General features: G+C 61.8%; 21 protein-coding genes, 1 tRNA gene and 1 pseudogene. 12 read left to right on the top strand and 11 right to left on the bottom strand.

Going from position 1 to position 25,185, the window contains the following annotated elements:
• Window positions 1-60 precede the first annotated feature (60 nt).
• From M5B42_RS17315 to M5B42_RS17330, 4 genes are read right to left on the bottom strand one after another with little or no spacing between them, the layout of a single operon-like run.
• Complete coding sequence (locus M5B42_RS17315) at window positions 61-1,338, bottom strand: HlyD family efflux transporter periplasmic adaptor subunit (protein ID WP_248746524.1); 1,278 nt, start codon at window positions 1,336-1,338, stop codon at window positions 61-63.
• Window positions 1,328-2,818 (bottom strand): TolC family protein, encoded by a 1,491-nt coding sequence (locus M5B42_RS17320; protein WP_248746525.1) that lies wholly within the window; start codon window positions 2,816-2,818, stop codon window positions 1,328-1,330. Before M5B42_RS17320 ends, M5B42_RS17315 begins: the two co-directional genes overlap by 11 nt.
• A complete protein-coding gene (locus M5B42_RS17325; RefSeq protein ID WP_248746526.1) occupies window positions 2,811-4,010 on the bottom strand; it encodes an ABC transporter permease in 1,200 nt (399 codons plus the stop codon). The genes M5B42_RS17320 and M5B42_RS17325 overlap by 8 nt, the downstream gene beginning before the upstream one ends.
• Window positions 4,007-4,711 (bottom strand): ABC transporter ATP-binding protein, encoded by a 705-nt coding sequence (locus M5B42_RS17330; RefSeq protein ID WP_152738973.1) that lies wholly within the window; start codon window positions 4,709-4,711, stop codon window positions 4,007-4,009. The genes M5B42_RS17325 and M5B42_RS17330 overlap by 4 nt, the downstream gene beginning before the upstream one ends.
• A gap of 466 nt (window positions 4,712-5,177) precedes the next feature.
• On the opposite strand from M5B42_RS17330, the gene M5B42_RS17335 reads away from it, so the two are divergent.
• From M5B42_RS17335 to M5B42_RS17370, 8 genes are all read left to right on the top strand, one after another.
• A complete protein-coding gene (locus tag M5B42_RS17335) occupies window positions 5,178-5,933 on the top strand; it encodes a TetR/AcrR family transcriptional regulator (protein WP_177098979.1) in 756 nt (251 codons plus the stop codon).
• A 176-nt stretch (window positions 5,934-6,109) separates the two neighbouring features.
• A complete protein-coding gene (fdnG, locus tag M5B42_RS17340) occupies window positions 6,110-9,175 on the top strand; it encodes a formate dehydrogenase-N subunit alpha (RefSeq protein WP_248746527.1) in 3,066 nt (1,021 codons plus the stop codon).
• A complete protein-coding gene (gene fdxH / locus M5B42_RS17345; RefSeq protein ID WP_103494104.1) occupies window positions 9,175-10,116 on the top strand; it encodes a formate dehydrogenase subunit beta in 942 nt (313 codons plus the stop codon). The genes fdnG and fdxH overlap by 1 nt, the downstream gene beginning before the upstream one ends.
• Window positions 10,113-10,766 (top strand): formate dehydrogenase subunit gamma, encoded by a 654-nt coding sequence (locus M5B42_RS17350; RefSeq protein WP_103494105.1) that lies wholly within the window; start codon window positions 10,113-10,115, stop codon window positions 10,764-10,766. The genes fdxH and M5B42_RS17350 overlap by 4 nt, the downstream gene beginning before the upstream one ends.
• 4 nt (window positions 10,767-10,770) lie before the next feature.
• The gene (fdhE, locus tag M5B42_RS17355) at window positions 10,771-11,694 is read left to right on the top strand and encodes a formate dehydrogenase accessory protein FdhE (protein WP_248746528.1); all 924 of its coding nucleotides are present in this window, start codon (window positions 10,771-10,773) and stop codon (window positions 11,692-11,694) included.
• Between the two features lie 74 nt (window positions 11,695-11,768).
• Window positions 11,769-13,256: an L-seryl-tRNA(Sec) selenium transferase gene (gene selA / locus M5B42_RS17360; protein ID WP_248746529.1), complete on the top strand. Its 1,488-nt coding sequence runs from the start codon at window positions 11,769-11,771 to the stop codon at window positions 13,254-13,256.
• Entirely contained in the window at window positions 13,253-15,178 is a 1,926-nt protein-coding gene (selB, locus tag M5B42_RS17365) for a selenocysteine-specific translation elongation factor (RefSeq protein WP_248746530.1), read from the top strand. The genes selA and selB overlap by 4 nt, the downstream gene beginning before the upstream one ends.
• Before the next feature lie 114 nt (window positions 15,179-15,292).
• Window positions 15,293-15,388: transfer RNA gene (locus M5B42_RS17370), tRNA-Sec, on the top strand.
• A 101-nt stretch (window positions 15,389-15,489) separates the two neighbouring features.
• On the opposite strand, the gene M5B42_RS17375 is transcribed toward M5B42_RS17370, so the two are convergent.
• Window positions 15,490-16,104, bottom strand: coding sequence for a TetR/AcrR family transcriptional regulator (locus M5B42_RS17375; RefSeq protein ID WP_248746531.1), 615 nt, complete (start codon window positions 16,102-16,104; stop codon window positions 15,490-15,492).
• Between the two features lie 146 nt (window positions 16,105-16,250).
• Between M5B42_RS17375 and M5B42_RS17380 the strand changes: the two genes are divergently transcribed.
• The 4 genes from M5B42_RS17380 (at window position 16,251) to M5B42_RS17395 (ending at window position 18,398) form a co-directional block, all read left to right on the top strand.
• On the top strand, window positions 16,251-16,691 hold the full coding sequence (locus tag M5B42_RS17380) for a hotdog fold domain-containing protein (RefSeq protein ID WP_248746532.1): 441 nt from the start codon (window positions 16,251-16,253) through the stop codon (window positions 16,689-16,691).
• A gap of 80 nt (window positions 16,692-16,771) precedes the next feature.
• On the top strand, window positions 16,772-17,182 hold the full coding sequence (locus M5B42_RS17385) for a DUF2946 domain-containing protein (RefSeq protein ID WP_248746533.1): 411 nt from the start codon (window positions 16,772-16,774) through the stop codon (window positions 17,180-17,182).
• Between the two features lie 122 nt (window positions 17,183-17,304).
• Window positions 17,305-17,910: an SCO family protein gene (locus M5B42_RS17390; protein WP_248746534.1), complete on the top strand. Its 606-nt coding sequence runs from the start codon at window positions 17,305-17,307 to the stop codon at window positions 17,908-17,910.
• A 29-nt stretch (window positions 17,911-17,939) separates the two neighbouring features.
• Window positions 17,940-18,398 carry a copper chaperone PCu(A)C gene (locus M5B42_RS17395; RefSeq protein WP_248746535.1) on the top strand — a complete coding sequence of 153 codons (459 nt, stop codon included), beginning with the start codon at window positions 17,940-17,942 and terminating at the stop codon, window positions 18,396-18,398.
• Window positions 18,399-18,413: 15 nt separating this feature from the next.
• On the opposite strand, the pseudogene M5B42_RS17400 reads toward M5B42_RS17395, so the two are convergent.
• From M5B42_RS17400 to M5B42_RS17425, 6 genes and pseudogenes are all read right to left on the bottom strand, one after another.
• A pseudogene (locus M5B42_RS17400) lies at window positions 18,414-18,605 on the bottom strand (type VI secretion system protein TssA); the annotation flags it as partial.
• A 372-nt stretch (window positions 18,606-18,977) separates the two neighbouring features.
• Window positions 18,978-19,334: a DUF1640 domain-containing protein gene (locus M5B42_RS17405; RefSeq protein WP_248746536.1), complete on the bottom strand. Its 357-nt coding sequence runs from the start codon at window positions 19,332-19,334 to the stop codon at window positions 18,978-18,980.
• A gap of 297 nt (window positions 19,335-19,631) precedes the next feature.
• Complete coding sequence (locus M5B42_RS17410) at window positions 19,632-21,632, bottom strand: U32 family peptidase (RefSeq protein ID WP_248746537.1); 2,001 nt, start codon at window positions 21,630-21,632, stop codon at window positions 19,632-19,634.
• 122 nt (window positions 21,633-21,754) lie between these two features.
• Window positions 21,755-22,135, bottom strand: coding sequence for a RidA family protein (locus tag M5B42_RS17415; RefSeq protein WP_248746538.1), 381 nt, complete (start codon window positions 22,133-22,135; stop codon window positions 21,755-21,757).
• A 72-nt stretch (window positions 22,136-22,207) separates the two neighbouring features.
• Window positions 22,208-23,263 carry a sulfotransferase gene (locus tag M5B42_RS17420; protein ID WP_218171190.1) on the bottom strand — a complete coding sequence of 352 codons (1,056 nt, stop codon included), beginning with the start codon at window positions 23,261-23,263 and terminating at the stop codon, window positions 22,208-22,210.
• A gap of 66 nt (window positions 23,264-23,329) precedes the next feature.
• A complete protein-coding gene (locus M5B42_RS17425; RefSeq protein WP_248746539.1) occupies window positions 23,330-25,006 on the bottom strand; it encodes a bifunctional sulfate adenylyltransferase/adenylylsulfate kinase in 1,677 nt (558 codons plus the stop codon).
• Window positions 25,007-25,185: the final 179 nt, after the last annotated feature.

The following is a 25,185-nucleotide window of genomic DNA, read 5'->3' on the forward strand; positions in this document are numbered from 1 at the left end:
TCATCGGAAAGAGCGGGACGTTTTAACCCATGTTGCCCATTGCCCTCCGTCGTCAGCACGTCACTCCAACAGCCGCACAAACCCGGGTTGTAAACCGAACACCTCGACGCCTTCCGGTGTCGCCTGGCCGGTGGTGACCGCCACGCGCTTGACCGGCTGACCCACCGCCTCGCGGTATTCCACCTCAAGGCCGTTATCGACATGCTGGAGCGCCGCGGGCGGCAGCACGATCGCCTGCTCGTTGCGGTAGGTGATGATAGTCAGCCGGGCACTCATGCCCAGCCGGACCCGTTGCAACTGCTCCTTGCTCAGTTTCGGCACCGAGAGCGTCACCGGGAATTGTGCGCCGCCGCCGGGCGCATCGCTGGGCAGCGCCAGGCTGCTGACGATATCGACGGCGCCGTCGAGGCGCACACCGTCGAAACCGTCTCCCAGGATCTCGACGCTCTGACCTTGATGCAGTTGGTTGATGTCCAGCTCCGAGACCTTGCTGACGATCTTCAGCTGCTCGATATTGGCCAGGCCGAACAAGACCTGCCCCTGGGTGACCCGGCTGCCGTTCTGCACCGGCCCGGCGCTGCTGGCTGTCGAGCCTTGCGGGCCGGACGCCCCCGGAGCCGGCACGACGATACCGGCAAACGGTGCCAACACATTCTTTCCCTCAAGCAGGGTGCGCAAGGCTTCGTACTTGACCGTGGTATTGGTCAATTCCATATCGGCGATCTGGCGATATTCGCCCTTGCCCTGGTCCAGGGCCTGTCGCAGATCACCCTGGGCCGCCGCCAGATCCAGGCGCTGGGTTTGCAGTTGCTGCTGCAGGTCGTCCAGCTCGCCGCGGGCGATGATGCCGCGCTGGAGCAGGGTCTGGCTTTCGCGCAGCTTGCGCTCGTTGTTGCCGACGGTCATTTCCACCGCCCTGAGCGAGCGCCGGGCGCGGGCCACCTGCTGGCTGTTGTTCCAATCCTGCAATTCCTGGACGGCGCGGCGTGCCTTGAGCTGGGCGGACAAGGCGTCGCGCAGCTGGATTTCCAGCAGCGCCGGGTCCATCTGCACCAGTGTCTGCCCGGACTCGACCCGCTGTCCCTGTTCCACCAGCACGGCGCGCACATTTCCGTCGAAGGGCGCGGTAAGGGTGATGGTTTTCTGCGGCTCGATCTTGCCCACCAGGCCGATCTGGTGGACCAGCGGCGCGGTCTGCACCGGGATCCACTGGCCGTTCTTCGGCTGATCGGCAGCCGGGGCGCGATAGCCGATCACCGTGGCGGCGACGACGACCACCAGCCCCAGTGCGCCGCCTTGCAACCAGCGTTTGCGGCGGGTCGTTGTGTCAGTAGTCATTGAGCGCAATGTCCCAGCTCTCCAGAGTCATGCCCAGGGTCAGATCCAACTGGGTCTGGGCGTTCAAATAGGCAATCAGGGCGTTGAGTCGGGCGTTTTCGGCGTTACGCAGGTCGCCTTCATAGCTCAGGACCTGAAAGTTGCTGGAGCGCCCGGCACTGAGCTTTTCCCGCTCGATATCCAGCTTGCGCCGGGAAAGGTCGACGGCGCGCTGGGCGATCTCGTATTGCCGCCAGCGGGTGCCGAGGTCGCGCACCACGTCATTGACGCTGCGCTCCAGCGCCTGCTTGGCATCGGCGAGCGTGATCTGCTGATTCTCGACATCGATCCGGGCATGCACTTCGGCCTGGCGGGTACTGAGGTCGCCGATGGGGATCTGCACCTGCACGCCGGCGTAGCTGTCCCAACGGCGGCTGCCGACGTTGCCGAGGTCATTGTCGGTGCGATCGCGAATCTGGTTGGCCCCGGCGATCAGCGACACATCCCAACGGCTCTGGTCCTTGGCGATCACCAGGTTCAGGTCGGCCTGCTGGCTGCCGAGCAAGGACGCCAGGTAGTCCGGCTGCTGGACCTGGGCCACGCGAAAGGCGTCCTGCTTGTCGATGTTGACCCGGTTGGCTTCCAGCGCCTCGGTGGCGCGGATCGGCGTGGACAGGTCGAGGGCCAGCAGGCGCAATAACGACAGGCGATTGATATCCACCTGGTTGCGGGCTTCCTCGACGCCCAATTCCTGGGTGGCGATATCGGCCTCGGTCTGGACGATTTCGAACTCGGCCATGCGCCCCGCGGCGATCAGCGCCTTGTTCACGTCGAGCAGGGCACGGGCGCGCTTGAGCGCGTCCTGGGTAATGGTCAGTTGTTCCTGGGACCTGAGCACTTCCCGGTAGGAGGTGATGATGTCGCTGATGGTCTGCGCGACATTGGACTTGAGGCTCAGGCGGTTGACCTGCTCGGCGATCCGCGCTACCCGCAGTGGGGCGGTGGTCACATCCCAACCGGCGCCCCGCAGCAGCGGCTGGATAATTGCCAGGTCGAGGCCGTCGCTGCGATAACGACCGGCAACGTCGGCATTGGTCAGTTGTTGGGTCCAGGCCATGCTCAGGCGGGTGCCGTACTCGCTGAGCAGGCTGGTGGTCGGCGAGAGGGTGGTATTGCGCGAGCTGTCCTTGGAACCCCGGTTCGCCTGATAGGTGCCACTGAGCAACAGCTTGGGATTGAATACATCTTCGGAAACCCGCAGGTCGAACTTCTGCGCGATCCGTTGCAGGTAGGCGCTGCGAATGCTGCGGTTGTTGCGCAACCCCAGGTACACCGCGTCCCCCAGGGTCAGGTCGGTGTTCTGCTGGCTCAACAATACGCCACGGGCCTGATTGCTCCGCAGACTCGGGGCTGACGGCTGGCCGACCAGATCGTCGCCGGCCAAGGCCGGGCCGTACGAGAGGCAGAGCAGCAGCGCCATCCATGGCCAGGGTCTATTCATCGCGCAAGGCCTCCACCGGTTGCAGTCGTGATGCCGAAATCGCCGGATAAAGGCCGAAGAACAGGCCCACCAGCAGGGTACTGCCGACCCCCAATGGCAGCGACAGCACCGCCAGGGAAAATTGCCAGCCGGACATCCGCGCATACAGGTAGGCTGCGGCCATGCCCAGCAGCGCACCGGATAAAGCACCGACGGCGGTCAGGGTGACCGCCTCCAGCAGAAACAGATTACGGATGTCCTTGCGCCGCGCGCCCAGCGCCATGCGCACGCCGATCTCCCGACGGCGCTCGGAGACGTTCATCAGCATCACATTCATCACCCCGACACCGCCGCCGACCAGGGAAATGCCGCCCAGGGCCATCAGCAGGTAGCCGAAGGTCCGGCTTTGCCGGGTCATGCCGTCAATCATCTGTTGCGGTACCTGGACCTCGACCTGGCGGCCCCTGAGGCGCTGTTTCAAGGCCTGGGTCAGGGCATCGGCGACTTGATTGGTGTCCTGGCCGGGGGCCACCCGCACGATGAGATGGCTGATCTGCGGGTCGCTCATGATTCGCCCCAGGCCTTCAAGGGGGAGAAACAGCGAGTCGTCGGCCTGCACCGGAATCAGGATGGCCGGCGGTTGGCTGCGGGCGATGCCGATCACCTGGAACAGGTAGTCATTGATGCGGATGCGTTCGCCCAGGCGCAGCGGGTCGCCGGGTTTGCTCAAGGCCTGGGCGATCTTGTGCCCGACCACGACATAGGTTTCGCCGTGATCGAAGTCGGAGATAAAGCGTCCTTCATCCAGTTGCAGGCGCATGGCCCCCATCAACTGGGCGGTGCTGCCCACCAGATTGGCGTTGCTGGTCCGGCCGTGAAACACCACCGCGGCGCTGGACAGGGTGATCGGGGCGATCTCCAGCAGGCCTGGCAACGCCGTGTTCAACGACGACACATCGAGGGTTGCCGGCATCGGCGTGCGCACATCGGCATTGCCGGGAAACTGCACCGACAACGTATCGGTGCCCATGTCCTTGAAGATCGCCGAGGCTTCCTGGGCCGCGTTGTGGCCGATATTGATCAGGGCGATCACCGATGAACTGCCGATGACAATCCCCAGCAAGGCCAGGAGCGAGCGTTTACCCAAGGTCCTCAGGCTGACAAAGGCCTCGTGGAGCAACTGGCTGGCACTTTGTTCGACCCGCACGCTCATGCCGGGCAGGCCTCGCGTATCACGCCGTTGTGCACCCGGATCTGCCGCCCCAGGCGTTGGGCGATCTGCGGGTCGTGGGTGACGATGATCAGCGTGACCTGGCGGACGCGATTGAGCTCCAGCAACAGGTCCATGATTTCCCGGGCGGTGCTGCTGTCGAGGTTGCCGGTGGGTTCGTCGGCGAGGATCACCGAAGGTTCCCCCACCAGCGCCCGGGCAATCGCCACCCGTTGGCGCTGGCCGCCGGAGAGGTCGGCGGGGCGATGGTGCGCGCGCGCCTCCAGGCCGACCTGTTCGAGCATGGCCATGGCCCGGGTCAGTGACTCGCCACGGGGGACACCGCGATAACTCAGGGGCAGGGCGACATTGTCCAGGGCGCTGAGGCGCGCCAGCAGGTTGAAACTCTGGAAGACGAAGCCGATCTGCCGGTTGCGGATCGCCGCCAACTGGTCGGGGCTGGAGCGGAAGATGTCATGGCCGGCAAAACGATAGTGGCCGCTGTCGGGCAGGTCGAGCAACCCGAGGATATTGAGCAGGGTGCTTTTGCCCGAGCCGGAAGCGCCGAGAATGGCACAGCTTTCACCGGCCTCGATGGACAGCGAGACATTGTCGAGAATGGTGAGGGTTTGCTCGGCGAGGCGATAACGCTTGGCGATGCCTTGCAGGGAGATGAAGCCTTCGTGAGCAATCGTGTCTGTCATCGCTGATCGCGCCGGCCGGCTTGACCCGGCAGGAGCCTCCGTCCCGGGCGCTTTGTGGGACGCTCAGGCGGTTCTCGGGGCAGGGACGAGCACAAGGTTTATTTTATTGTTTCAAATAATTGTTTGAATAGTAACCGTGATCTTGGGGCGACGCCAGCCGCCGGGTTCAAGGAAGGCCAAGACATTTCAGGCAGGGCTTTGTGACAACTGGATACATTTTATTGGTCGGTCAGGCCGGCCGCGACGAGTGCAGGCACTAGCCTTGCTCACGAGGGACAGCCTGGACACAGTTGCCTCCAACTGTGTCTTTTTGAACCCAAATAGAATGGTTTTCAAACACCCGATAAGACACGGTACCCGGCGTAGAGGCTTGCTTTCAAAGGCTTTCACGGGTATAAAAAATCAAATTTATTTTTAAAACACTGTTCATCCGGTCAAATTTTCACCCCGCAAAGGCTCCTCACATATGGTCGCAAAGAAACTCAGTGCCCCGAATGTCACCAAGACCCGACTACTGGATGCCACGGAGGCACTGTTTATCAAATACGGCTACGACGCCGTGTTATTGCGCCAGATCACGGAGCGCGCCCAGGTCAACCTGGCCGCGGTGAACTATCACTTCGGGGACAAGGATTCCCTGATGACCGCCTTGCTCATGCAGCGCCTCGGGCCGCTCAACGAGCAGCGCCTGGAACTGTTGGCCAAATGCGAGGAACAGGCGGACGGCCCGCTGGACTGCGAGACCCTGCTGGGGGTTCTGTTCGCCCCGGCCATGGGCCTGGAACGCAGCGGCGACGGTGATGAAAGCCGCTCCTTCATTCGTTTCCTGGGGCGGGTCTACAGCGATACCTCACCCTTTATCCAGGAGTACCTCAAGGAACATTACCAGCCGGTTTTCGAGCGTTTCTTCAAAGCCTTCGCCCTGGCGCTGCCGGATATGCCGCGCAATGAAGTCGGGGTGCGCCTGCAATTCGCCCTCAAGGCGATTTCCGGGGTGATTGCCGGGACCGAGCTGCGTTTCCTGATGCAGGCCATGAGCCTGGGGCGCCCGGCCACGGATGCCGAAGTCATGGCCAAGCTGATCAGCCTGGTCTCGGCGGCCATCCATGCGCCGATGCAGGACCACAAAGCCGAGCAGGCGCTGGAGCGCGTGCTGCAGACCCAGCGCTCGATTCGCCAGCAGGGCGTGCCGGTCACGGCCAAGGTGGCCGGCAAACCATAGCGGATTGATCCCTCGTGTATTGGCGCGCCCATGTTTGAGCCGATACCGATGATCAGGTCACGTCGCACAATCGCCAATCATGGCTAGAGTGAAACTGACGGCAATTGTGCCGCCACCGTGATCGTTTCAAAGAGCCCGGCACCTGACCGGGACCTTCACCTGATCGGGAGTACGCGATGGATCTCAACCGTCGTCAGTTCTTCAAGGTCGCCGCCATCGGCCTTGGAGGCTCGAGTCTGGCCGCGTTGGGCATGGCCCCGACGCCTGCCTTCGCCGAGCAAGTGCGCCACTTCAAACTCACCCATACCCATGAAACCCGCAACACCTGCCCGTATTGCTCGGTCGGTTGCGGGCTGATCATGTACAGCCAGGGTGATACCGCGAAGAACGTGGTCCAGGACATCATCCATATCGAGGGCGATGCCGACCATCCGGTCAATCGCGGCACCCTGTGCCCCAAAGGCGCCGGCCTGCTGGACTTCATCCACAGCCCTGATCGCCTCAAGTACCCGCAGGTACGCAAGCCGGGCAGCCAGGAATGGACCCGGGTTTCCTGGGATGAGGCGCTGGACCGCGTCAGCGACCTGATCAAGGCCGACCGCGACGCCAACTTCATCGAGAAGAACGCCCAGGGGCAGACGGTCAACCGCTGGCTGACCACCGGATTTCTCGCCGCTTCGGCGGCGTCCAACGAAGCCGGTTACCTGACCCACAAGGTCATTCGCAGTCTCGGCATGCTGGGGTTCGACAACCAGGCACGTGTCTGACACGGCCCGACGGTGGCAAGTCTTGCCCCGACGTACGGCCGTGGCGCCATGACCAACACCTGGACCGATATCGCCAACGCGAATCTGATCCTGGTAATGGGTGGCAATGCCGCTGAAGCGCATCCGTGCGGCTTCAAATGGGTGACCGAAGCCAAGGCCCACAACCAGGCACGCCTGATCGTGGTCGACCCGCGTTTTACCCGGACCGCCTCGGTGGCCGACTATTACGCGCCGATCCGTACCGGCAGCGATATCGCCTTTATGGGCGGGCTGATCAATTTCCTGCTGACCGAGGACAAGATCCAGCACGAATATGTGCGCAACTACACCGACGTATCGTTTATCGTCAAAGCCGGCTTCGGCTTCGAGGACGGGCTGTTCAGCGGCTACGACGCGGCCAGCCGCACCTATACCGACAAGTCCTCCTGGGGGTATGAGCTGGGCGAGGACGGTTTCGCCAAGATCGACCCGAGCCTGCAACACGAGCGCTGCGTCTACCAACTGATGAAACAGCACTACAGCCGCTACAGCCTGGAACTGGCGAGCCAGACCTGCGGCATGCCCCAGGACGCCATGCGCAAGATCTGGGACGAAATCGCCACCTGCTCGCAACCGGGCAAGACCATGACGATTCTCTATGCCCTGGGTTGGACCCAGCACTCCATCGGCTCGCAGATCATCCGCAGTGCGGCCATGGTCCAGCTGTTGCTGGGTAACGTCGGCATGCCCGGCGGCGGGGTCAATGCCTTGCGCGGTCACTCCAATATCCAGGGGCTGACGGACCTCGGGCTGTTGTCCAATTCGCTGCCCGGCTACCTGACCCTGGCTTCCGATGCCGAGCAGAACTACGACACCTATATCGCCAAGCGCGCCCTCAAACCCTTGCGTCCCGGCCAGTTGTCCTACTGGCAGAACTACGGCAAGTTCCATGTCAGCCTGATGAAAGCCTGGTATGGCGCCAATGCCACCGCCGAAAACCACTGGGGCTACGACTGGCTGCCCAAGCTCGACAACCCCGGCTACGACATCCTGCGCATGTTCGACCGGATGGGCCAGGGGCTGGTCAACGGCTATATCTGCCAGGGCTTCAACCCGATTGCCGCGCTGCCCGACAAGAACCGGGTGACCGCGGCGCTGGGCAAACTCAAGTGGCTGGTGGTGATGGATCCGCTGTCCACTGAAACCTCGGAGTTCTGGCGCAACGCCGGACCTTACAACGATGTCGACACCGGCAATATCCAGACCGAGGTCATTCGCTTTCCGACCACCTGCTTCGCCGAGGAGGATGGCTCGCTGACCAATAGCAGCCGCTGGCTGCAATGGCACTGGAAAGGCGCCGAGGGGCCAGGGGAAACCCGCACCGACGTGAAGATCATGAGCGAACTGTTCCTGCGTCTGCGCAAACGTTATCAGGCCGATGGCGGCGCTTTCCCCGAGCCGATCCTCAAGCTCAGCTGGCCGTACAAGATCGCTGATGAACCGTCACCGGAGGAACTGGCGCGAGAAATCAACGGTTACGCCAGCGCGGACTTCACCGATGCCACGGGGACTGCCATGAAGGCCGGCCAGCAACTGGCCGGATTCGCCCAGCTCAAGGACGACGGCAGCACCGCTTCGGGCTGCTGGATTTTCTGCGGCAGCTGGACCGAGCAGGGCAACCAGATGGCCCGGCGCGACAACAGCGATCCCTACGGCATGAAACAGCACCTGGGTTGGGCCTGGGCCTGGCCGATGAACCGGCGCATTCTCTACAACCGTGCGTCCGCCGACACCCAGGGCAAGCCCTGGTCGCCGGAAAAACGCCTGGTGTGGTGGAACGGCAAGGCCTGGGGCGGCACCGACGTGCCCGACTACAAACCCGATGTACCGCCGGAAGCCGGGATGAACCCGTTCATCATGAACCCCGAGGGCGTGGCGCGGTTCTTTGCCGTGGACAAGATGGCCGAAGGGCCGTTCCCGGAGCATTACGAGCCGTTCGAAACCCCCATCGGCATCAACCCGCTGCACCCGGACAACAAGAAGGTCACCAGCAACCCGGCGGCCCGGATCTTCGATTCGGTCTGGGACAGTCTGGGCGTGGCGAAGGATTTCCCCTATGCCGCGACCACTTACCGGCTGACCGAACATTTCCACTTCTGGAGCAAGCACTGCAAGCTCAACGCCATTGCCCAGCCCGAGCAGTTCGTCGAGATCGGCGAGCTCCTGGCCAAGGAGAAGGGCATCGCCGCCGGCGACCGGGTGCGGGTCAGCTCCAAGCGCGGGCATATCGAGGCGGTGGCGGTGGTGACCAAACGGATTCGGCCGCTGCAGGTCAACAACCAGGTCGTGCACCACATCGGCATCCCGTTGCACTGGGGATTCACCGGGGTGGCGCGGCATGGCTACCTGACCAACACCCTGGTGCCGTTCCTCGGCGATGGTAATTCACAGACCCCGGAATCCAAGTCATTCCTGGTCAACGTGGAGAAAATCTGATGGCCAGCCAAGACATCATTGCCCGTTCGGCGACCACCACCTTGCCGCCCTCCGTGCGCCAGCAGGAAGAAGTCGCCAAACTGATCGACACCACCAAGTGCATCGGCTGCAAGGCCTGCCAGGTGGCGTGTTCGGAATGGAACGAGCTGCGCGACGAGGTCGGCCATAACCATGGCACCTACGACAACCCCCAGGACCTGAGTGCCGAAAGCTGGACCCTGATGCGCTTCACCGAGCATGAAAATGCCGCCGGCAACCTGGAGTGGCTGATCCGCAAGGACGGTTGCATGCACTGCGCCGACCCCGGCTGCCTGAAGGCCTGCCCCAGCCCGGGGGCGATCATCAAGCACGCCAATGGCATCGTCGATTTCAACCAGGACCATTGCATCGGTTGCGGTTACTGCATCACCGGTTGCCCCTTCGACATACCGCGCATCTCGCAGAAGGACCACAAGGCCTACAAGTGCACGCTGTGTTCGGACCGGGTGGCGGTGGGGCTGGAGCCGGCCTGTGTGAAAACCTGCCCGACCGGGGCGATTGTCTTTGGCAGCAAGGAGGACATGAAGGAGCACGCCGCCGAACGCATTGTCGACCTCAAGTCCCGCGGCTTCGACCAGGCCGGCTTGTACGACCCGGCCGGGGTCGGCGGCACCCATGTGATGTACGTGCTGCACCACGCCGACCAGCCGTCGCTGTACGCCGGCCTGCCGAACCAGCCGAGCATCAGCCCCTTCGTCGAATTGTGGAAGGGCATCAGCAAACCCCTGGGCCTGCTGGCGATGGGCGCGGCGGTGCTGGCGGGCTTTTTCCACTACGTGCGCATCGGCCCGCAACGGGTGGAGGAGGACGAGCATCCGGCGCCCCCGGACAGCAGCGTCCATCAGGTCGATCCGAGCGTGCATGTCTTTGATCCGAAAACCGGTGAGGAGCCACGGCCATGAGCGACAAGCCGATCCTGCGTTATACCGCCAACCAGCGCACCAATCACTGGTTGGTGGCGATCCTGTTCTTTATGGCCGGCCTGTCCGGGCTGGCGCTGTTTCACCCGTCGTTGTTCTGGCTCAGCCAACTGTTCGGCGGCGGTCCCTGGACCCGTATCCTGCATCCGTTCATGGGCCTGCTGATGTTCGTGCTGTTCCTCGGATTGGTGATCCGCTTCTGGCGGGCCAACTTCTTTATCGCCAACGACCGCTTGTGGCTCAAACGGGTTGATCGGGTGATCCGTAACGAGGAGGAGGGCGTACCGCCGATCGGCAAGTACAACCCCGGGCAGAAACTGCTGTTCTGGACGCTGCTGGCCTGCATGCTGGTCCTGCTGTTCAGCGGCGTGGTGATCTGGCGGGCGTATTTCAGCCAGTACTTCGGCATCGGCAGCATTCGCCTGGCGGTGTTGCTCCATGCCCTGGCGGCGTTCGTACTGGTGTTGAGCATCATCGTGCATATTTATGCCGGTATCTGGATCAAGGGCTCGGTCGGGGCCATGCTGCATGGCTGGGTCAGCCGTGCCTGGGCACGCAAACACCATGAGTTGTGGTACCGCGAGGTGACCCGGAACGAAGCCTCGACCGCCGAGCCACGGAAAAAGGGATAAGCGCTTGAGCACGATATTGGAACCTGGACAGATCGAGGCTTCGGCCAGTTCGCCGCCGTTTCTGCATCTGCCGCCGCCGACGCTGTTCGCCCTGCGCGCAGCGCGGCTGGAGCAGTTGGCGGTCGGGCATCCGCTGGCCGAATATATCGGCCTGGTGGCCGGGCTTTGTCGGGTGCAGCAGCACCTGCTGGATCAACCGCCAAGCACCGCGCTTCCCGATCCTGAGCGCCAGCGATTGTGCCTGGAGCACGGTCTGCCACCGTTGGCTGCTGACAGTCTGGTGCGCGAGGATCTTTGGCTGCCTTGGCTGGATGCGTTGCTGTCGGGTTATGTGACCACAGCTCCAGCCGTACGGCAGGCCATCAGCACCTTGCAGGATAGCCGGGCCGGACAACGCAAAGTGTGGGCGCTGGCCTTGTTGGGAGGTCAATATGCCGGGTTGCCGGCAGCACTGGTGCCATTTCTTGGTGCGGCCTTGCAGGCGGCCTGGAGCTATTGGCTGCTGAGCGTGCCGAACCTGGCCTTGAAACCCGGCGACAGCCTGAGCCAATGCCCGGCCTGCGGTTCGCCGGCCATGGCCGGGGTGATCCGCCACCGGGGCAAGTTCAATGGCCTGCGTTACCTGGTGTGTTCACTGTGCGCCTGCGAGTGGCATGTGGTACGGGTCAAATGCATCTACTGCGAACAGAGCAAGGGGCTCAAGTACCTGAGCCTGGGGGATGACGGCCATGGTGCCGGTCATGCGCCGTTACGGGCGGAAATCTGCCCGGGCTGTAACAGCTATCTCAAGCTGCTCTATCTGGAAGAAGATGCCGAGGCCGAGGCGCTGTCAGCTGATATCACCAGCCTGGCGCTGGATATTCGTCTCGACCAGGAGGGTTACCTGCGTCAGGCCCCGAACCTGTTGCTGGCGCCAGGGGGCGATTGAATCATCGTCCTCTGTGGGAACGAGACGCGGCGTCTACACTCAGGTTTCCGCATCGCGCCTTCAGGAAACCGCTGATGTCCACGAGCCTTGCCGCTGTCCCGCCACGTCTGCCCTCCATCGATAGCCTGCTGCGCGACCCAGCCTGCCAACCCCTGGCCGAGCGTTACGGTCGGGATGCCTTGCTGACAACCTTGCGGCAGTTGCTCGATGAACTGCGTGAACCGGTCTGTTCGGGCCAGCTCACGGCCAACGAACTGACCCCGCCCGTTCTGGCGGGCCGAGCTGGCGAACGTCTGTTCAACCAGCACCGCAGCCGTGTGCAACGGGTGTTCAACCTGACCGGCACGGTGCTGCACACCAACCTCGGCCGGGCGCTGCTGCCCGAAGAAGCCATAGACGCCATGCAAATCGCCGCCCGTTACCCGCTCAATCTCGAATTCGACCTGCACAGCGGCAAGCGTGGCGACCGTGACGACCTGATCGAAGGCCTGATTCGCGAACTGACCGGCGCCGAAGCCGTTACCGTGGTCAACAACAATGCCGCCGCCGTGCTGCTGGCCCTCAACAGCCTCGGGCAACGCAAGGAAGGCATCATCTCCCGGGGCGAGTTGATCGAGATCGGCGGGGCCTTTCGCATCCCCGATATCATGGCCCGCGCCGGTGTCCGCCTGCATGAGGTGGGCACCACCAATCGCACCCATGCCCGAGACTACGAAACCGCCATCAGCCCATGTAGCGGCCTGTTGATGCGGGTGCACGCCAGCAACTACAACATCCAGGGCTTTACTGCCCAGGTGCCCACCGCCCGGTTGGCAGAGATTGCCCATCGCCATGGCTTGCCGTTGCTGGAAGACCTGGGTAGCGGCAGCCTGCTTGACCTCACACGCTGGGGCCTGCCCGCCGAACCCACGGTGCGCCAGGCGCTGGAAGACGGCGCCGATATTGTCACCTTCAGCGGCGACAAATTGCTCGGTGGGCCCCAGGCCGGGTTGATTGTCGGGCGCAAGGAGTTAATCGCGAAGATCAAGAAGAACCCGTTGAAACGGGCGTTGCGGGTCGACAAGCTGACCCTCGCCGCGCTGGAGGCGGTGCTGGGGTTGTACCGTAACCCGGACCGATTGGCTGAGCGGTTGCCCAGCTTGCGCCTGCTGACCCGACCCCAGGCGGAGATCCTTGCCCAGGCCGAGCGTCTGCGCCCGTTGTTGGCCGACGTCTTGGGGGAGGGCTGGAGCGTCTCGGCGATGCCGGCGCTGGGCATGATCGGCAGCGGTAGCCAACCGGTGGCGCGGCTGCCCAGCGCGGCCTTGTGCCTGCGGGCGAATACCTCGAAGCGCCTGCGCGGACGCAGTTTGCATGGGCTGGAGGCGGCGTTGCGGGGGTTGCCGATTCCGGTGTTGGGGCGCATCGATGATGATGCCTTGTGGCTGGATCTGCGTCAGTTGGATGACGAGGCGGTCTGGGTGGCGCAGCTTGCGGGGTTGAACTTCGGGACCGCGTTATCGTTCATCGCGAGCAAGCTTGCTCCTACAAAAAGCGGGCCGCAGGGGAGTCGGACGAGGTGATCGTCGGCACGGCGGGGCATATCGACCATGGCAAGACGAGCCTACTCCAGGCGCTGACCGGTCAGGCCGGCGACAAGCGCCGCGAGGAGCGCGAACGCGGCATCACCATCGATCTGGGTTACCTCTATGCCTCGCTGGAGCCCGGCTGCGCGCTGACCGGTTTTATCGATGTGCCCGGCCATGAGCGATTTATCCATAACATGCTGGCCGGCGCCCAGGGGATCGACCTGGTGTTGCTGGTGGTGGCCGCCGATGACGGGGTGATGCCCCAGACCCGCGAGCACCTGGCGATTGTCGAGCTGCTGGGCATTCCCCGGGCATTGGTGGCGATCAGCAAGTGCGACCGGGTGGAGCCTGCGCGCAGGGCCCAGGTGCGCACCGAGATCCAGGCATTGCTGGCGTCCGGCCCTTATGCCCGGGCACCCTTTATCGAGGTTTCCAGTGTCACCGGCGAGGGTATCGAGACCTTGCGTCAGGCGTTGCTCGAAGCCCAGGGCGAGGTCCGGCGACGCAGTGATGAGGGCGGCTTTCGCCTGGCGATCGACCGTGCCTTCAATGTACCGGGCAGCGGTATCGTGGTCACCGGCACGGCTTTGTCCGGTCACGTTGGAGCCGGTGATGTCCTGGCCCTTGGACCTACCGGCAAAGCGGTGCGGGTCCGTGGTCTGCACGCGCAGAATCAGGCGGCAAGCAAGGCGTTCGCCGGGCAGCGGGTCGCTTTGAACTTGAGTGCCGAGCGCCTGGCGCTCGAGCAGATTCATCGCGGTCACTGGCTGCTGTCCGAGTGGCTGCATGCCCCGACCCAGCGGCTGGATATCGAACTGCGACTGCTCGCCAGTGAAAACCGCCGGTTCGAACACTTCAGTTCGGTGCACATTCACTTGGGCACCCAGGATGTACTGGGCCGGGTGGCTTTGCTGGATACCACACAGTTGGCGCCGGGAGGCCGAGCCTTTGCCCAGTTGCTGACCCATGCACCCTTGCAGGCCGTGCACGGTGACCGTCTGGTGTTGCGCGATCAAAGCGCACAACGGACCCTCGGTGGTGGCCGGGTGCTGGATCCCTTTGCGCCAACCCGTCAACGCCGCAGCCCCGAGCGTCTGGCGCAGTTGCGGGCCTTGGCGCAGGCCCAAAGCCTGGAGACGGTATTGCCGACATTACTCGCCGGCAGCACCGGAGGCCTTGATCCACAACGCCTGGAGCGTCAGTTCAATCGTCCGCGCAACAGCTGGACGCTGCCCGCCGATATCAGCGTGATCGCCACGCGCCAAGGCTCGTTGTTGTTCAGCAGCACAGGTTGGCAGGCCCAGAAGGACGCCTTGCTCGCGCAACTGGCACGCTTTCACAGCCTGGAGCCCGATCAACTGGGGCCGGACCGCGATCGCCTGCGGCGTTTCGCTGCCTTGGCGCTGCAACGACCGGCATTTATCAGCCTGCTGGACTCGCTGCTCGACGACGCAGCGATTGCAGCAAGCGGCCCCTGGTTGCATTTGCCCGATCATCAGGTGCGCCTGAGCGCAGACGACGAGAGCTTGTGGCAACAGCTGCAACCGCTGCTGGACCAGGGCGCAATCGATCCTCCGTGGGTACGCGCCCTGGCACTGTCGACCGGGCAGGATGAAAACGCCGTACGCTTGCTGCTGCGCAAGCTGGCGAGGCTGGGGCAGGTGTACCAGGTGGTGCACGATCGTTTTTACACGGAGGCGGCGGTCCGGCAATTGGCGGCTATGCTGGTGCAATTGGCGGCGGATAATCCGACGGTACAGGTGATCGCCTTTCGTGATCGGCTGGGTCTGGGACGTAAACGCTGCATTCAGATATTGGAGTTTTTCGATCGGATCGGCCTGACCCGGCGTGTCGGCAACTTGCGCTTTATTCGTGCTGACAACGCACTGGCCCGGAGTGCGCCGCAAAACCTGTAGGCGCCTGGCTTGCCAGCGAAGCTTTTAGCGCTCTCAAGGGCCTCTTCGCTGGCAAGCCAGGCGCCTACAGGTTTGCAGCGTGCCCAAGGCCTCGTCCAGGCGTACAGATTTCAAGGAAGGCAATCGCGCCCGGTGGCGCGGCCGGGCTTCAAACCCGGTTGGGGACGGCATCCGTTCCCGGGCAGGTTCGACTCCGGCTGCCTTCCGCCACTTTGTGGGAGCGGAGCTTGCCCGCGAAGACGACCGTGAGGTCGCTAAAAGCTTCGCGGGCAAGCTCCGCTCCCAAAGGTTCTGCATCAGTCTTTGAAAGACTAGATCTGCAGCGAGCGCCAGGCCGCTTCGGCCAACTCGTTCCGGAAAGTCGCGGGGCGACTCTGGACCCGCCCGGATAACCAGGCCCGGCAATAGTTCTCCGCCTGCCCGACAATCAACGACAGCAACAGCTCGGCCGGAACATTCTTGAGGCCGTCGGCATGGGCCGGCTCGCCCAGCCATTCGCGCAACTGTCGGTTACGCGCCTTGTTACGGGTGGCCAGCTCCGTGGCATGGGGCCCCTGGGCCACGACAAAACGCGCCTGGAACTGGAATCGTGCCCATTGCGGTTGCGCGTCGACCCAATCGACATAGCTGTACACCAACGCCCGCACACCGTCCTGCAATGTCTCGGCAGCCGAGAGATAACGCTCACGCAAACCGGCCTGGTCTTCCAGTGCGGCGAAAAACAGCGCCGCCACCAGCCCCTCCTTGTTGCCGAAGTGGTGATAGATCGCTCCCACGCTGGTATCGCATTCGGCGCGGATGGTTTCGATGGTCGTGGCTTCGATCCCGTGCTCGTTAAAGCTGGACAGGGCCTGCGCCAGGATCGCGCGTTTCAGTTCGGCCCGACGGCCCGGGTAACAGCGTTCGAGAAGATCGAGGTTTTCCATGGAAGCAACAACCTGAAGTCCGGTGGCAAGGCAGCAATCTTATGAAACAGAAGCCTGAGCTTGACAGATTTTCCATTAACAGAATATTGTTCTTTTACAGAATATTATTCTGTTGATCGAACAAGACACCCACCGAGGTACACCCGATGAGCCAGTTCCTGAGTATGTTCACCAGTGCAGGTCCGGAAAAATTCAGTCAGATGGCTTGCCAGATGGCCCCGTACTTCAGCACCATCAATCCGTTGATCAGCGAGCTACGCGCCGGGCATTCGCAGGTGCTGGTGCCGTTTCGTCGGGAAATCACCAATCACCTGGGTACTGTCCACGCCATTGCCCTGTGCAACGCCGCCGAGCTGGCAGCCGGGGTGATGACCGATGTGTCGATTCCCGAGGGTGCGCGCTGGATTCCCAAGGGCATGAGCGTAGAGTACCTGGCCAAGGCCAAGACCGACGTACGTGCCGTGGCCGATGGCAGTGCGGTCGACTGGTCGACGGCGGGAGACAAGATTGTCGTGGTGGACATTCGTGACGAGGAGGGTGTGCAGGTGTTCACGGCGCGGATCACCATGAACGTCAAGCTGGCGTAAGCGTTGAACCCGTGGTGCGGCACCCGATGTGCCATTTTGTCGCACCACCGGCCACAGCGACGGTGTTACATTCTGCGCCCATGAAACCCATCCCGTCCCTTCGACCGTCCGGCCGCCGCCGCACCGGTGCCTGGCTCAGCTTGCTGGCCATGCTGCTGGTCTTCGCCGGCCCGCTGATCGGGCAGGGGCTGAGCCTGGCCCACAGTGCCGGGCCGGCGATCGAGGATATCTGCGGCGCCGTGCCCGGCCTGAACCCGGTGGCGCAGCAAGACTCCGTCCCTGTGGATCATCACGGGACGATGCTCTGGGAAAAGTGCGGTTATTGCTCGCTGCTGTTCCAACACCCGGCCCTGAGCGACTCCCATGCCCTGGCACCTCGCCTGGCACTGGTCCCGATCAGCTTTGCCCACAACCACTTCATCCCCGAGCAAGCCTCGGCCCCGGTTTTTCCGGGGGCCCGTTCTCGTGCACCGCCTCAGGCCAGCGTCTGATCCGCCGCACCGATCATTGTCGAAACGACCTGCTGCCGATAAACCCGACGCCCTGATGTGCGTCATGCATTTATACGGCAACGCCAGGCCGCGACATCGCTCCATACGAAGGACTACAGAACATGAATGAATTGCTGACTCGCCGCCAGGTCGTTGCCGGCCTTTGCCTGCTCGGCCTCGGCGCGCTGACCGGCTGCGACAGCTCCAACGGCTTGTCGTACAAATACGGCAAGGACCTGAGCAACGAGATCCTCGGGCGGACCTTCAAGCTGAAGGACACCGCGGGCAACGTCAAAACGCTGTCCAGTTACCGCGGCATGATGCCGATGGTGTTTTTCGGCTTCACCCAGTGCCCGGCCGTCTGCCCGACCGCGCTGGCCAGGGCGGTACAGGCCAAGAAGCTGATGGGGGTGGACGGCGATCGATTGCAGGTGATCTTCATCACTTTGGACCCGGAACGCGATACGCCCAAGGTCCTCGATGCCTATGTAAAGGCTTTCGACCCGAGCTTTGTCGCGCTCTACGGCACCCTGGAAGAAACCGCGGCCACCGCCAAGGAATTCAAGGTGTTCTACGAAAAGATCCCCAGCGGTTCGACCTACACGCTGTCCCATTCGGCGACCAGTTTTGTCTATGACACACGGGGCGTACTGCGCCTGGGGCTGTCGCCATCGCTGTCGGCCAAACAGTGCGCCGAAGACTTGCTCACGGTGATGGAAGTCTGCTGATGAATACTCGAATTTATAAGGTTGCGGCCATGAAACCCTTGAACGTCCTGATGTTGTCCCTGCTCGCGTTGCTGAGTGTCCCGGCCTTTGCACAAACCCGCGTGGATGACGCCTGGGTCCGCGCCACCGTATCCGGTCAGCCTTCGACCGGGGCCTTTATGCGGATCACCTCAAGTGACAACGCCAAGCTGCTGGAGGCGAAATCGCCGGCGGCCAAGATCGTGCAGATCCACCAGTCGAAGATGGACAATGACGTGATGAGCATGCAGCCGGTGGCGTTCGTGCCGTTGCCGGCGGGCAAGACCGTGGCCATCGAGCCTGAGGGGTATCACGTGATGCTGATCGACTTGGTGGGGCAGGTGAAGGAGGGCGACGAAGTGCCGCTGACCCTGGTGGTGGAAAACGCCAAGGGCGTCAAGGAATCCATTGAAGTCAAGGCCCGCGCCCGCGCACTGAACAGCATGGCCGATCACGGCGACATGCACTGAAGGTAGACGCCGCATTCAAGGCAAGACCCCGAGCAGTCGCCAGATCCGTTGGATATCGGGGTCGGCCTTGATCAACTCGCCAAGCAGCTCCGGCAGCTCCATATCCCCCCAATCCACCGCACGGTTGATCAGGTAGGGCACCGGGCTGTGGGGCTCGACCCGTTTCAGATAGTCGGAAATAACCTTCAACTGCCGGTAGGCGGCCTGGGGTGACGCCGCCATGGGGTTGGCCAGGCTCTGGCACATGCTGAAGGGCATGATATTGACCAGGGGAAACAGAAACCGCTGGAAGCTCATGATGGTCAATCACTGGGTGAGGAATGCCCATGCGGCTTACCAGACAGTTGGCTTTGGCAGCGTTCGCGGCTGCTGCTGGACGCCGATCAGCACGGAACCAACCCGCACTGCCGGCAGAGCCTGCCACCCTCGCGGTCTGGGGCAATACACCCGCAGCACAACAGGCCGCGGTGACCGCCATTCGCAACAATACCGCGGGGGCGTCGGTCAACTGGACCGCCGGTGAAAGACTGGCATTCACAACAGCCGACGTTGCCGGAGCGATATTTGTATAGTGGGTGGTCAGGATGACCTGGCCAGTAACTCAAGCCCCATTTTCAGCAGCGGTACCGCGACACAAATAAAAATCAGGCCGAACTGCCAGCGCAGGATTTTGTTCTGCGACTCCAGCCCCGAAATGGAAGAGCGCAGTTCGGCGCCCTGTTCCTTGATCAGTGCGCGCAATTCGACGCCTTGCTCCCTGATGGCTGACCCCAGCTCCGAGATGGAGGCTTTGAGGTGTGTCTCGGTTTGTTGCAAGTCAGATTTTGACACGAGATTTTCCACATCGGCCTCCCAGGCATCTACAACTGCCTTGGCCTTGTTTGCCGGAATGGTGGCAGCTGTCAGTGCATCGTATAAGGTAAGCGATAGTTTCATCATGCCTCCTGCAATTGACAAGTGACCGGAGACATCTCATGACGGCTGTCCCAAGGGCTTGTAGCCATCATCAACATAGCCTTCCTGGCCGTGTGCTGTGAACAACAGCGATCCAGTCCATAGACTCGACTAAACCTGCCAGGATAGATAGTCGGACATTTCCTGGTGTTGCGTAGGTTTGAGAGGCGCATGAGGGTGTATTCAGGAGCGCCCTCGAACAGATGTTGTACCGCATGACTCAGACGCCTGAAAACGGGGAGCTTTAGCTCCCCGTCCTTTTGTCAGCCCCTCATACTCTCAGTGCGGCGCCCGATGAATCGTCTTGAGCAGATCTTCAGGACTGATATGCCCAACGACTTGCTGCACGCCGCTGCCTGGTAGCGGCAGGTCAAGGATATGCCCCTTGATCTTGCCGACCACATGCATCTCGCAAGGCTTGCAGTCGAACTTCAGCGTCAGCACTTCGTCACCGTGGATCAGCTGCATCGGCGCGACCTTGGTGCGCACGCCCGTCACACCCTTGGCCTGCTTGGGGCAGAGGTTGAAGGAGAAGCGCAGGCAGTGCTTGGTGATCATCACCGGCACTTCACCGGTCTCCTCGTGCGCCTCGAAGGCTGCGTCGATCAGCTTGACGCCGTGACGGTGATAGAAGTCGCGGGCCTTCTGGTTGTAGACGTTGGCCAGGAACGACAGATGCGACTCAGGGTACACCGGTGGCGGCGTGGTCTCGGCCTTGCGGCTGCCCCGTGGGTGCGCGGCAATGCGGGCCACGGTCAGCGCTTCGATCACTTCACGGCGCAAGGTCTTGAGCTGCGAATTAGGAATGAAATACGCCTGTGGCGCATCCAGCTTGATATCCGTGGCGTGGTACTGGGTGGTGCCCAGTTGACCGAGCAGGTCCTGCAGTTGTTCCAGGGCCTGTTCCGGTTTGTTGGCCAGACCGAATGGACCGTCCAGGGCAACGCTGGCGCTGACGCCTTCTTCGCTGGTGGCGGTCAGTTCCAGGCGTTCTTCGCGCAGACGAGCCTCCCACGAAAGGCTGATCCGGCGTTCGGCGGAGGTCTTGAGCAGGGCTTGCTGCCAGTTGTGGTCCAGGTTACGGCTCAGCGGATGGTTCGGCCGCAGGTTGTGCAGCCCGGCCGGCATCTCGTTGGGTTCGACGCGATAGCGATAGCGCTTCTCGCCATCTTCTTCGAATTCGCCCTTGGGTTCGGCGATGTTGGCGCGGAAGCCCACTACCTCGCGCTTGACCTGCACATTGAGGCCGTCGCCGTTGGACAGCGGCTCATGGGTCACCACCTGCATATCGCGCTTGCCGACCTTCTCCACCACGCCCACCGGCAGGCCGGTGAACGTTGGCGTGTCGAAGGCACCAATGTCGATCTTGCGATCACTGACAAAGTAATCGGTGCTGCCACGATGGAAGGTTTTCTCCGGATCGGGCAAGAAGAAATGCGCGGTACGACCACTGGACGCGCGGGCCAGGTCCGGACGGTCTTCGAGTACATCGTCCAGGCGCTGGCGGTAGTAGGCGGTGATGTTTTTCACATAGCCCATGTCCTTGTAGCGCCCCTCGATCTTGAACGAGCGCACGCCGGCTTCGACCAGGGCGCGAATGTTGGCGCTCTGGTTGTTGTCCTTCATCGATAGCAGGTGTTTCTCAAAGGCAACCACACGACCCTGGTCATCTTTCAGGGTGTAGGGCAGGCGACAGGCCTGGGAGCAATCGCCACGGTTGGCGCTACGGCCATTCTGCGCGTGGGAGATATTGCATTGACCGGAGAACGCCACGCACAACGCGCCGTGAATGAAGAACTCGACTGCGGCATCGGTCTCGTCGGCGATGGCGCGGATCTCTTGCAGGTTCAGCTCGCGGGCCAGTACCAGCTGCGAGAAGCCGGCCTGGTCGAGGAACTTCGCCCGTGCCAGGGTGCGGATATCGGTCTGGGTACTGGCATGCAGCTCGATGGGCGGAATATCCAGCTCCATCACGCCCAGGTCCTGGACGATCAAGGCGTCGACGCCGGCATCGTAGAGCTGATGGATCAGCTTGCGGGCCGGTTCCAGCTCGTTGTCGTGCAGGATCGTGTTGATCGTGGTGAACACCCGGGCGTGGTAACGACGGGCGAACTCCACCAATCCGGCGATATCGCTCACTTCGTTGCAGGCGTTGTGGCGCGCGCCGAAGCTCGGGCCGCCGATATACACGGCATCAGCGCCATGCAGGATGGCCTCGCGGGCGATAGCTACGTCGCGGGCGGGGCTGAGCAATTCCAGGTGATGCTTGGGTAGGGACATGTTTTTTTAGTCAGGCTTCACGGTCAAGGCGTGCATTGTAGCGGCGAAACGCCTGACCGACACCCGAATGCTGCCAGTCGGCGACCACTCGCTGAGCGCGGCCGCCGGATAAAGCCGCGAACTCAGCCCTTGGCGGCCATCGCGGTGACTTCCACCCGCATGCCTTCGACCGCCAGGGCCGCCACGCCAACGGCTGCGCGCACCGGCCAGGGCTTGGCGAAGAAGCGTTTATAGACTTCGTTGAAGGCGGGGCGATCGGCGATGTCGGTGAGGTAGATGGTCAGGTGCAGAACCCGGTCCATGGAACTGCTGGCTTTTTCCAGTGCCACTTTGAGCGCCTGTAGCGTGCACTCGCTCTGCAGGGTGATGTCGCCCAGTTCCAGGCTGCCGTCGGCACGGGTAGGGATCTGGGTGGAGACCAGCAGGCCGCCGAAACCGGCAACATCGGAGGAGATGGAATCCGCGTCGGGGTCGGGAAGGAAGGTAATGTCTTGGTTCGCCATGAAATTCTCTTGCTTGAGGTGGGATAGGCGGATTATGCCGATTTGCCCGGCTACTCCGCCATCCGCCTGGCGTTATCGACTTCGCTCAAGCCGACTGCGCACCGAGGCCAGGTAGTCCACGCGGTATTGGCGCAAAATGTAGTCTTGGAAATTCTTCTGTTCCAAGTCTTGCCAGGCAAATTTGCGGGCGTCACCCGAGCGCTCGGCGGCGTCCACCAACATGTGCGTGTCAAAGGCGAAATTGGCCTCGGTCATGGGCTCATAGCCATATCGCAACATGAACTCCTTGGCCAGGGTCTCGATAACTTCGATCTCCTGGGTGCTCAGTTGCCCTTTGAATTTATCAATATTCGTGGTGATCGGCGAAGAGCTGTTGGATGACCAAAGCGCCGACATTTTCGAAATCTGCCTTGCTTCCCGGGATTCGGAGATATCGAGCATTTTGTCGAGAAATTCAATGCCGAAAAAATGGCAGATCTGCTTGAGCGTCGATTCTTCATCGAGCAGGAAATCTTCATAGCGTATGGTCAATACGCGCCCGGGGTAACGCTCGATCAAGGATTGCGCCGCTCGATGCGCCGCCACCCAGGTTTGTGCATTGATCAAGGTGTCGAAGTCATGAATGATCGCGCGATTCATTGAAGCGACCTGCGCACGGGGGTCACGGACAACATTGAGCAGCAGCATATTGGGGAAAAGCTGCATGAGTTCATGGGCGTAGTGCACATCGTCGAGCGACTTGTCCATCGCCACATGGGCGTGCTGCTGTTCCGCCGCGCATAACAGCAACTCCCAGGTAATCCGATGCACGCTTCGTGGCTCGTGGCGAACCCGCTCGAAAATATCGATCGGATCGAAAGCGCTGCCGGGCCATTTGACGATGCTGGCGGCCTGCAGACCGACAACATCGACCACCATGCGAAAGTAGGCGTTGTCATCGGCGATATCACCGTACAGGGGAACAATCGGCATATAGTCAGCGATGTGCAACGGATAAGGTGAAAAGAACTGCGGATTGAGATTGAGGCGTAGGCGCAGAGCATGACTACCGCAGCGACGCAACGGGATCATCAAGATGGGCCGTGGGCGCGCATTGCCAGTGGACACAGGTTTGTCGGTCACGTTCACGTCGTTCTCCTTGGAAACACAGCGGGCTCAGGCTACTTGGATGGGTGTATACAAGGCTGTTGTGGTTCAGGGCTCATGAAGGAGAGAGGAGGGGAGATAGTCCAGCTCGACCAGGGTGGCAATGATCAACTCCACCGCCTGGGCCGCACTCAGGGAGGCGGTGTCAATTCGCAAGTCGGGATAGAGCGGTGCTTCATAGGGGGCATCAATACCCGTCATCCCCGGTAGCTTCCCGGCCCTGGCTTTGGCATACAAACCCTTTCGGTCACGTCTTTCACAAATCTCCAGATCCGCCGCTATATATATTTCGAAAAAGGCCGTCTTGTGGGTGCCGGCCAACTCTCGACAGACCTGGCGCGTACTCGCGTAGGGTGCAATACACGCGCAGATTGCGATCCCGCCGGCCCTGGCGATCTCGATAGCCACAAAACCAATACGCTCTACATTGGCCTCGCGGTCCTCTTTTGAAAAACCGAGCCCCTTGCAGAGGCTATGTCGGACCACGTCGCCATCCAGCAAACTCACGGTTCGTCTCCCGTCCTCCCGCAGTCGCACGGCGATGCCATTGGCAATCGTTGACTTGCCGGCGCCAGACAGCCCGGTAAAAAAGAGCACAAAGCCTTGCTGTTGTTTCGGACGATATGAACGACGCAGTTCTGCGACGATATCGGGTGTACTGAACCATTCGGGAATTTCCGCGCCGCTGACCAGCTTTTCCCTGACGGCGGTTCCCGACAGGCTCAGCACGGCGGCACCTGGTGGCACCTCTGAGGCCGGCGCGTAACGTCGCTCCTCCTTGATATACAACATTTCCTCGAAGGCCAGGATCTGCAGGCCGATTTCCTGCGCATGTGCCAACGCCATTTCCTGGGCGGCATAGGGGGAGTAGAACGCGTTGCCGTGCTTATCGTTGCCGGGACCGGCGTGATCACGGCCAACGATAAAGTGCGTGGCACCAAAGTTCTTGCGAATCAGGGCGTGCCAAACGGCCTCACGGGGGCCGCCCATACGCATGGCCAACGGCAGCAATGACAGCAGGACGGCATCGGCGGGGTAAGACTTCAGGGCGTGTTTGTAGCACCTGACACGGGTGTAATAATCGATATCATCCGGTTTGGTCAGCCCCACGACGGGCTGTAGCAACAAGGCCGCATTGGCCTGTTTCATGGCGCGAAGGGTCAGTTCGACATGGGCACAATGCATCGGATTACGTGTTTGAAAGGCAACGACCGCGTCCCAGCCACGACGGGCTATTTCGCGTTTGACTTGCGCGGGCGACAAGCGCAAATCAGAAAAATCATAGTGCGTCACCGAGTCGACTTTTTTGATGATCCCGCCGACATTGAAAGCATGCTGCCGATACAAGGCTGCCACACCGGGATGGCCCTTGTCCTGGGTGCCAAAAACCCGCAACGCCTCGATGTGATGGTCCGGTTGGTAGATTGACTCAATGGCCAGTACGGCTAATGTGAGGCCTTCCGGATCACGTAGCGCCAACTCGCCCCCGGGTACCAACTGATCAGCCAATGTCTGCGGGATATCCAGGGTGATCGGCATTGGCCAAAGGGCACCCGAGCTCAGTCGCATGTGGTGGACGACGCTGAGATAATCCTCTAAACCGAGAAAACCCGTCAGCGGCGAAAAGGCCTCGTTAGCCAGAAGCTCCAGGTCACAGAGTTGTCTCGCGGAGAGTACCCAGAAAGGCAGGGAGGAAAGGTTATGCTTTTCTTTGTAGTTCTCCACGATAAGGCGCCCCTATTTATTCGAATCGACCCAGTTTAGAGCGCACCAAAATCATGATGCGCGCACAATAAAATCAAAGAGTTGAATGCGAATTAACGGCGCTTTTGAGAGCGGGCAAGCTCGATTGCTTCGGCGTCCTTGCGCATGCGTTCATTTCCTTATATGGATATAGCTTTATG

The organism is Pseudomonas sp. MWU12-2037 (assembly GCF_023242345.1).
Lineage (GTDB): Bacteria > Pseudomonadota > Gammaproteobacteria > Pseudomonadales > Pseudomonadaceae > Aquipseudomonas > Aquipseudomonas gingeri_D.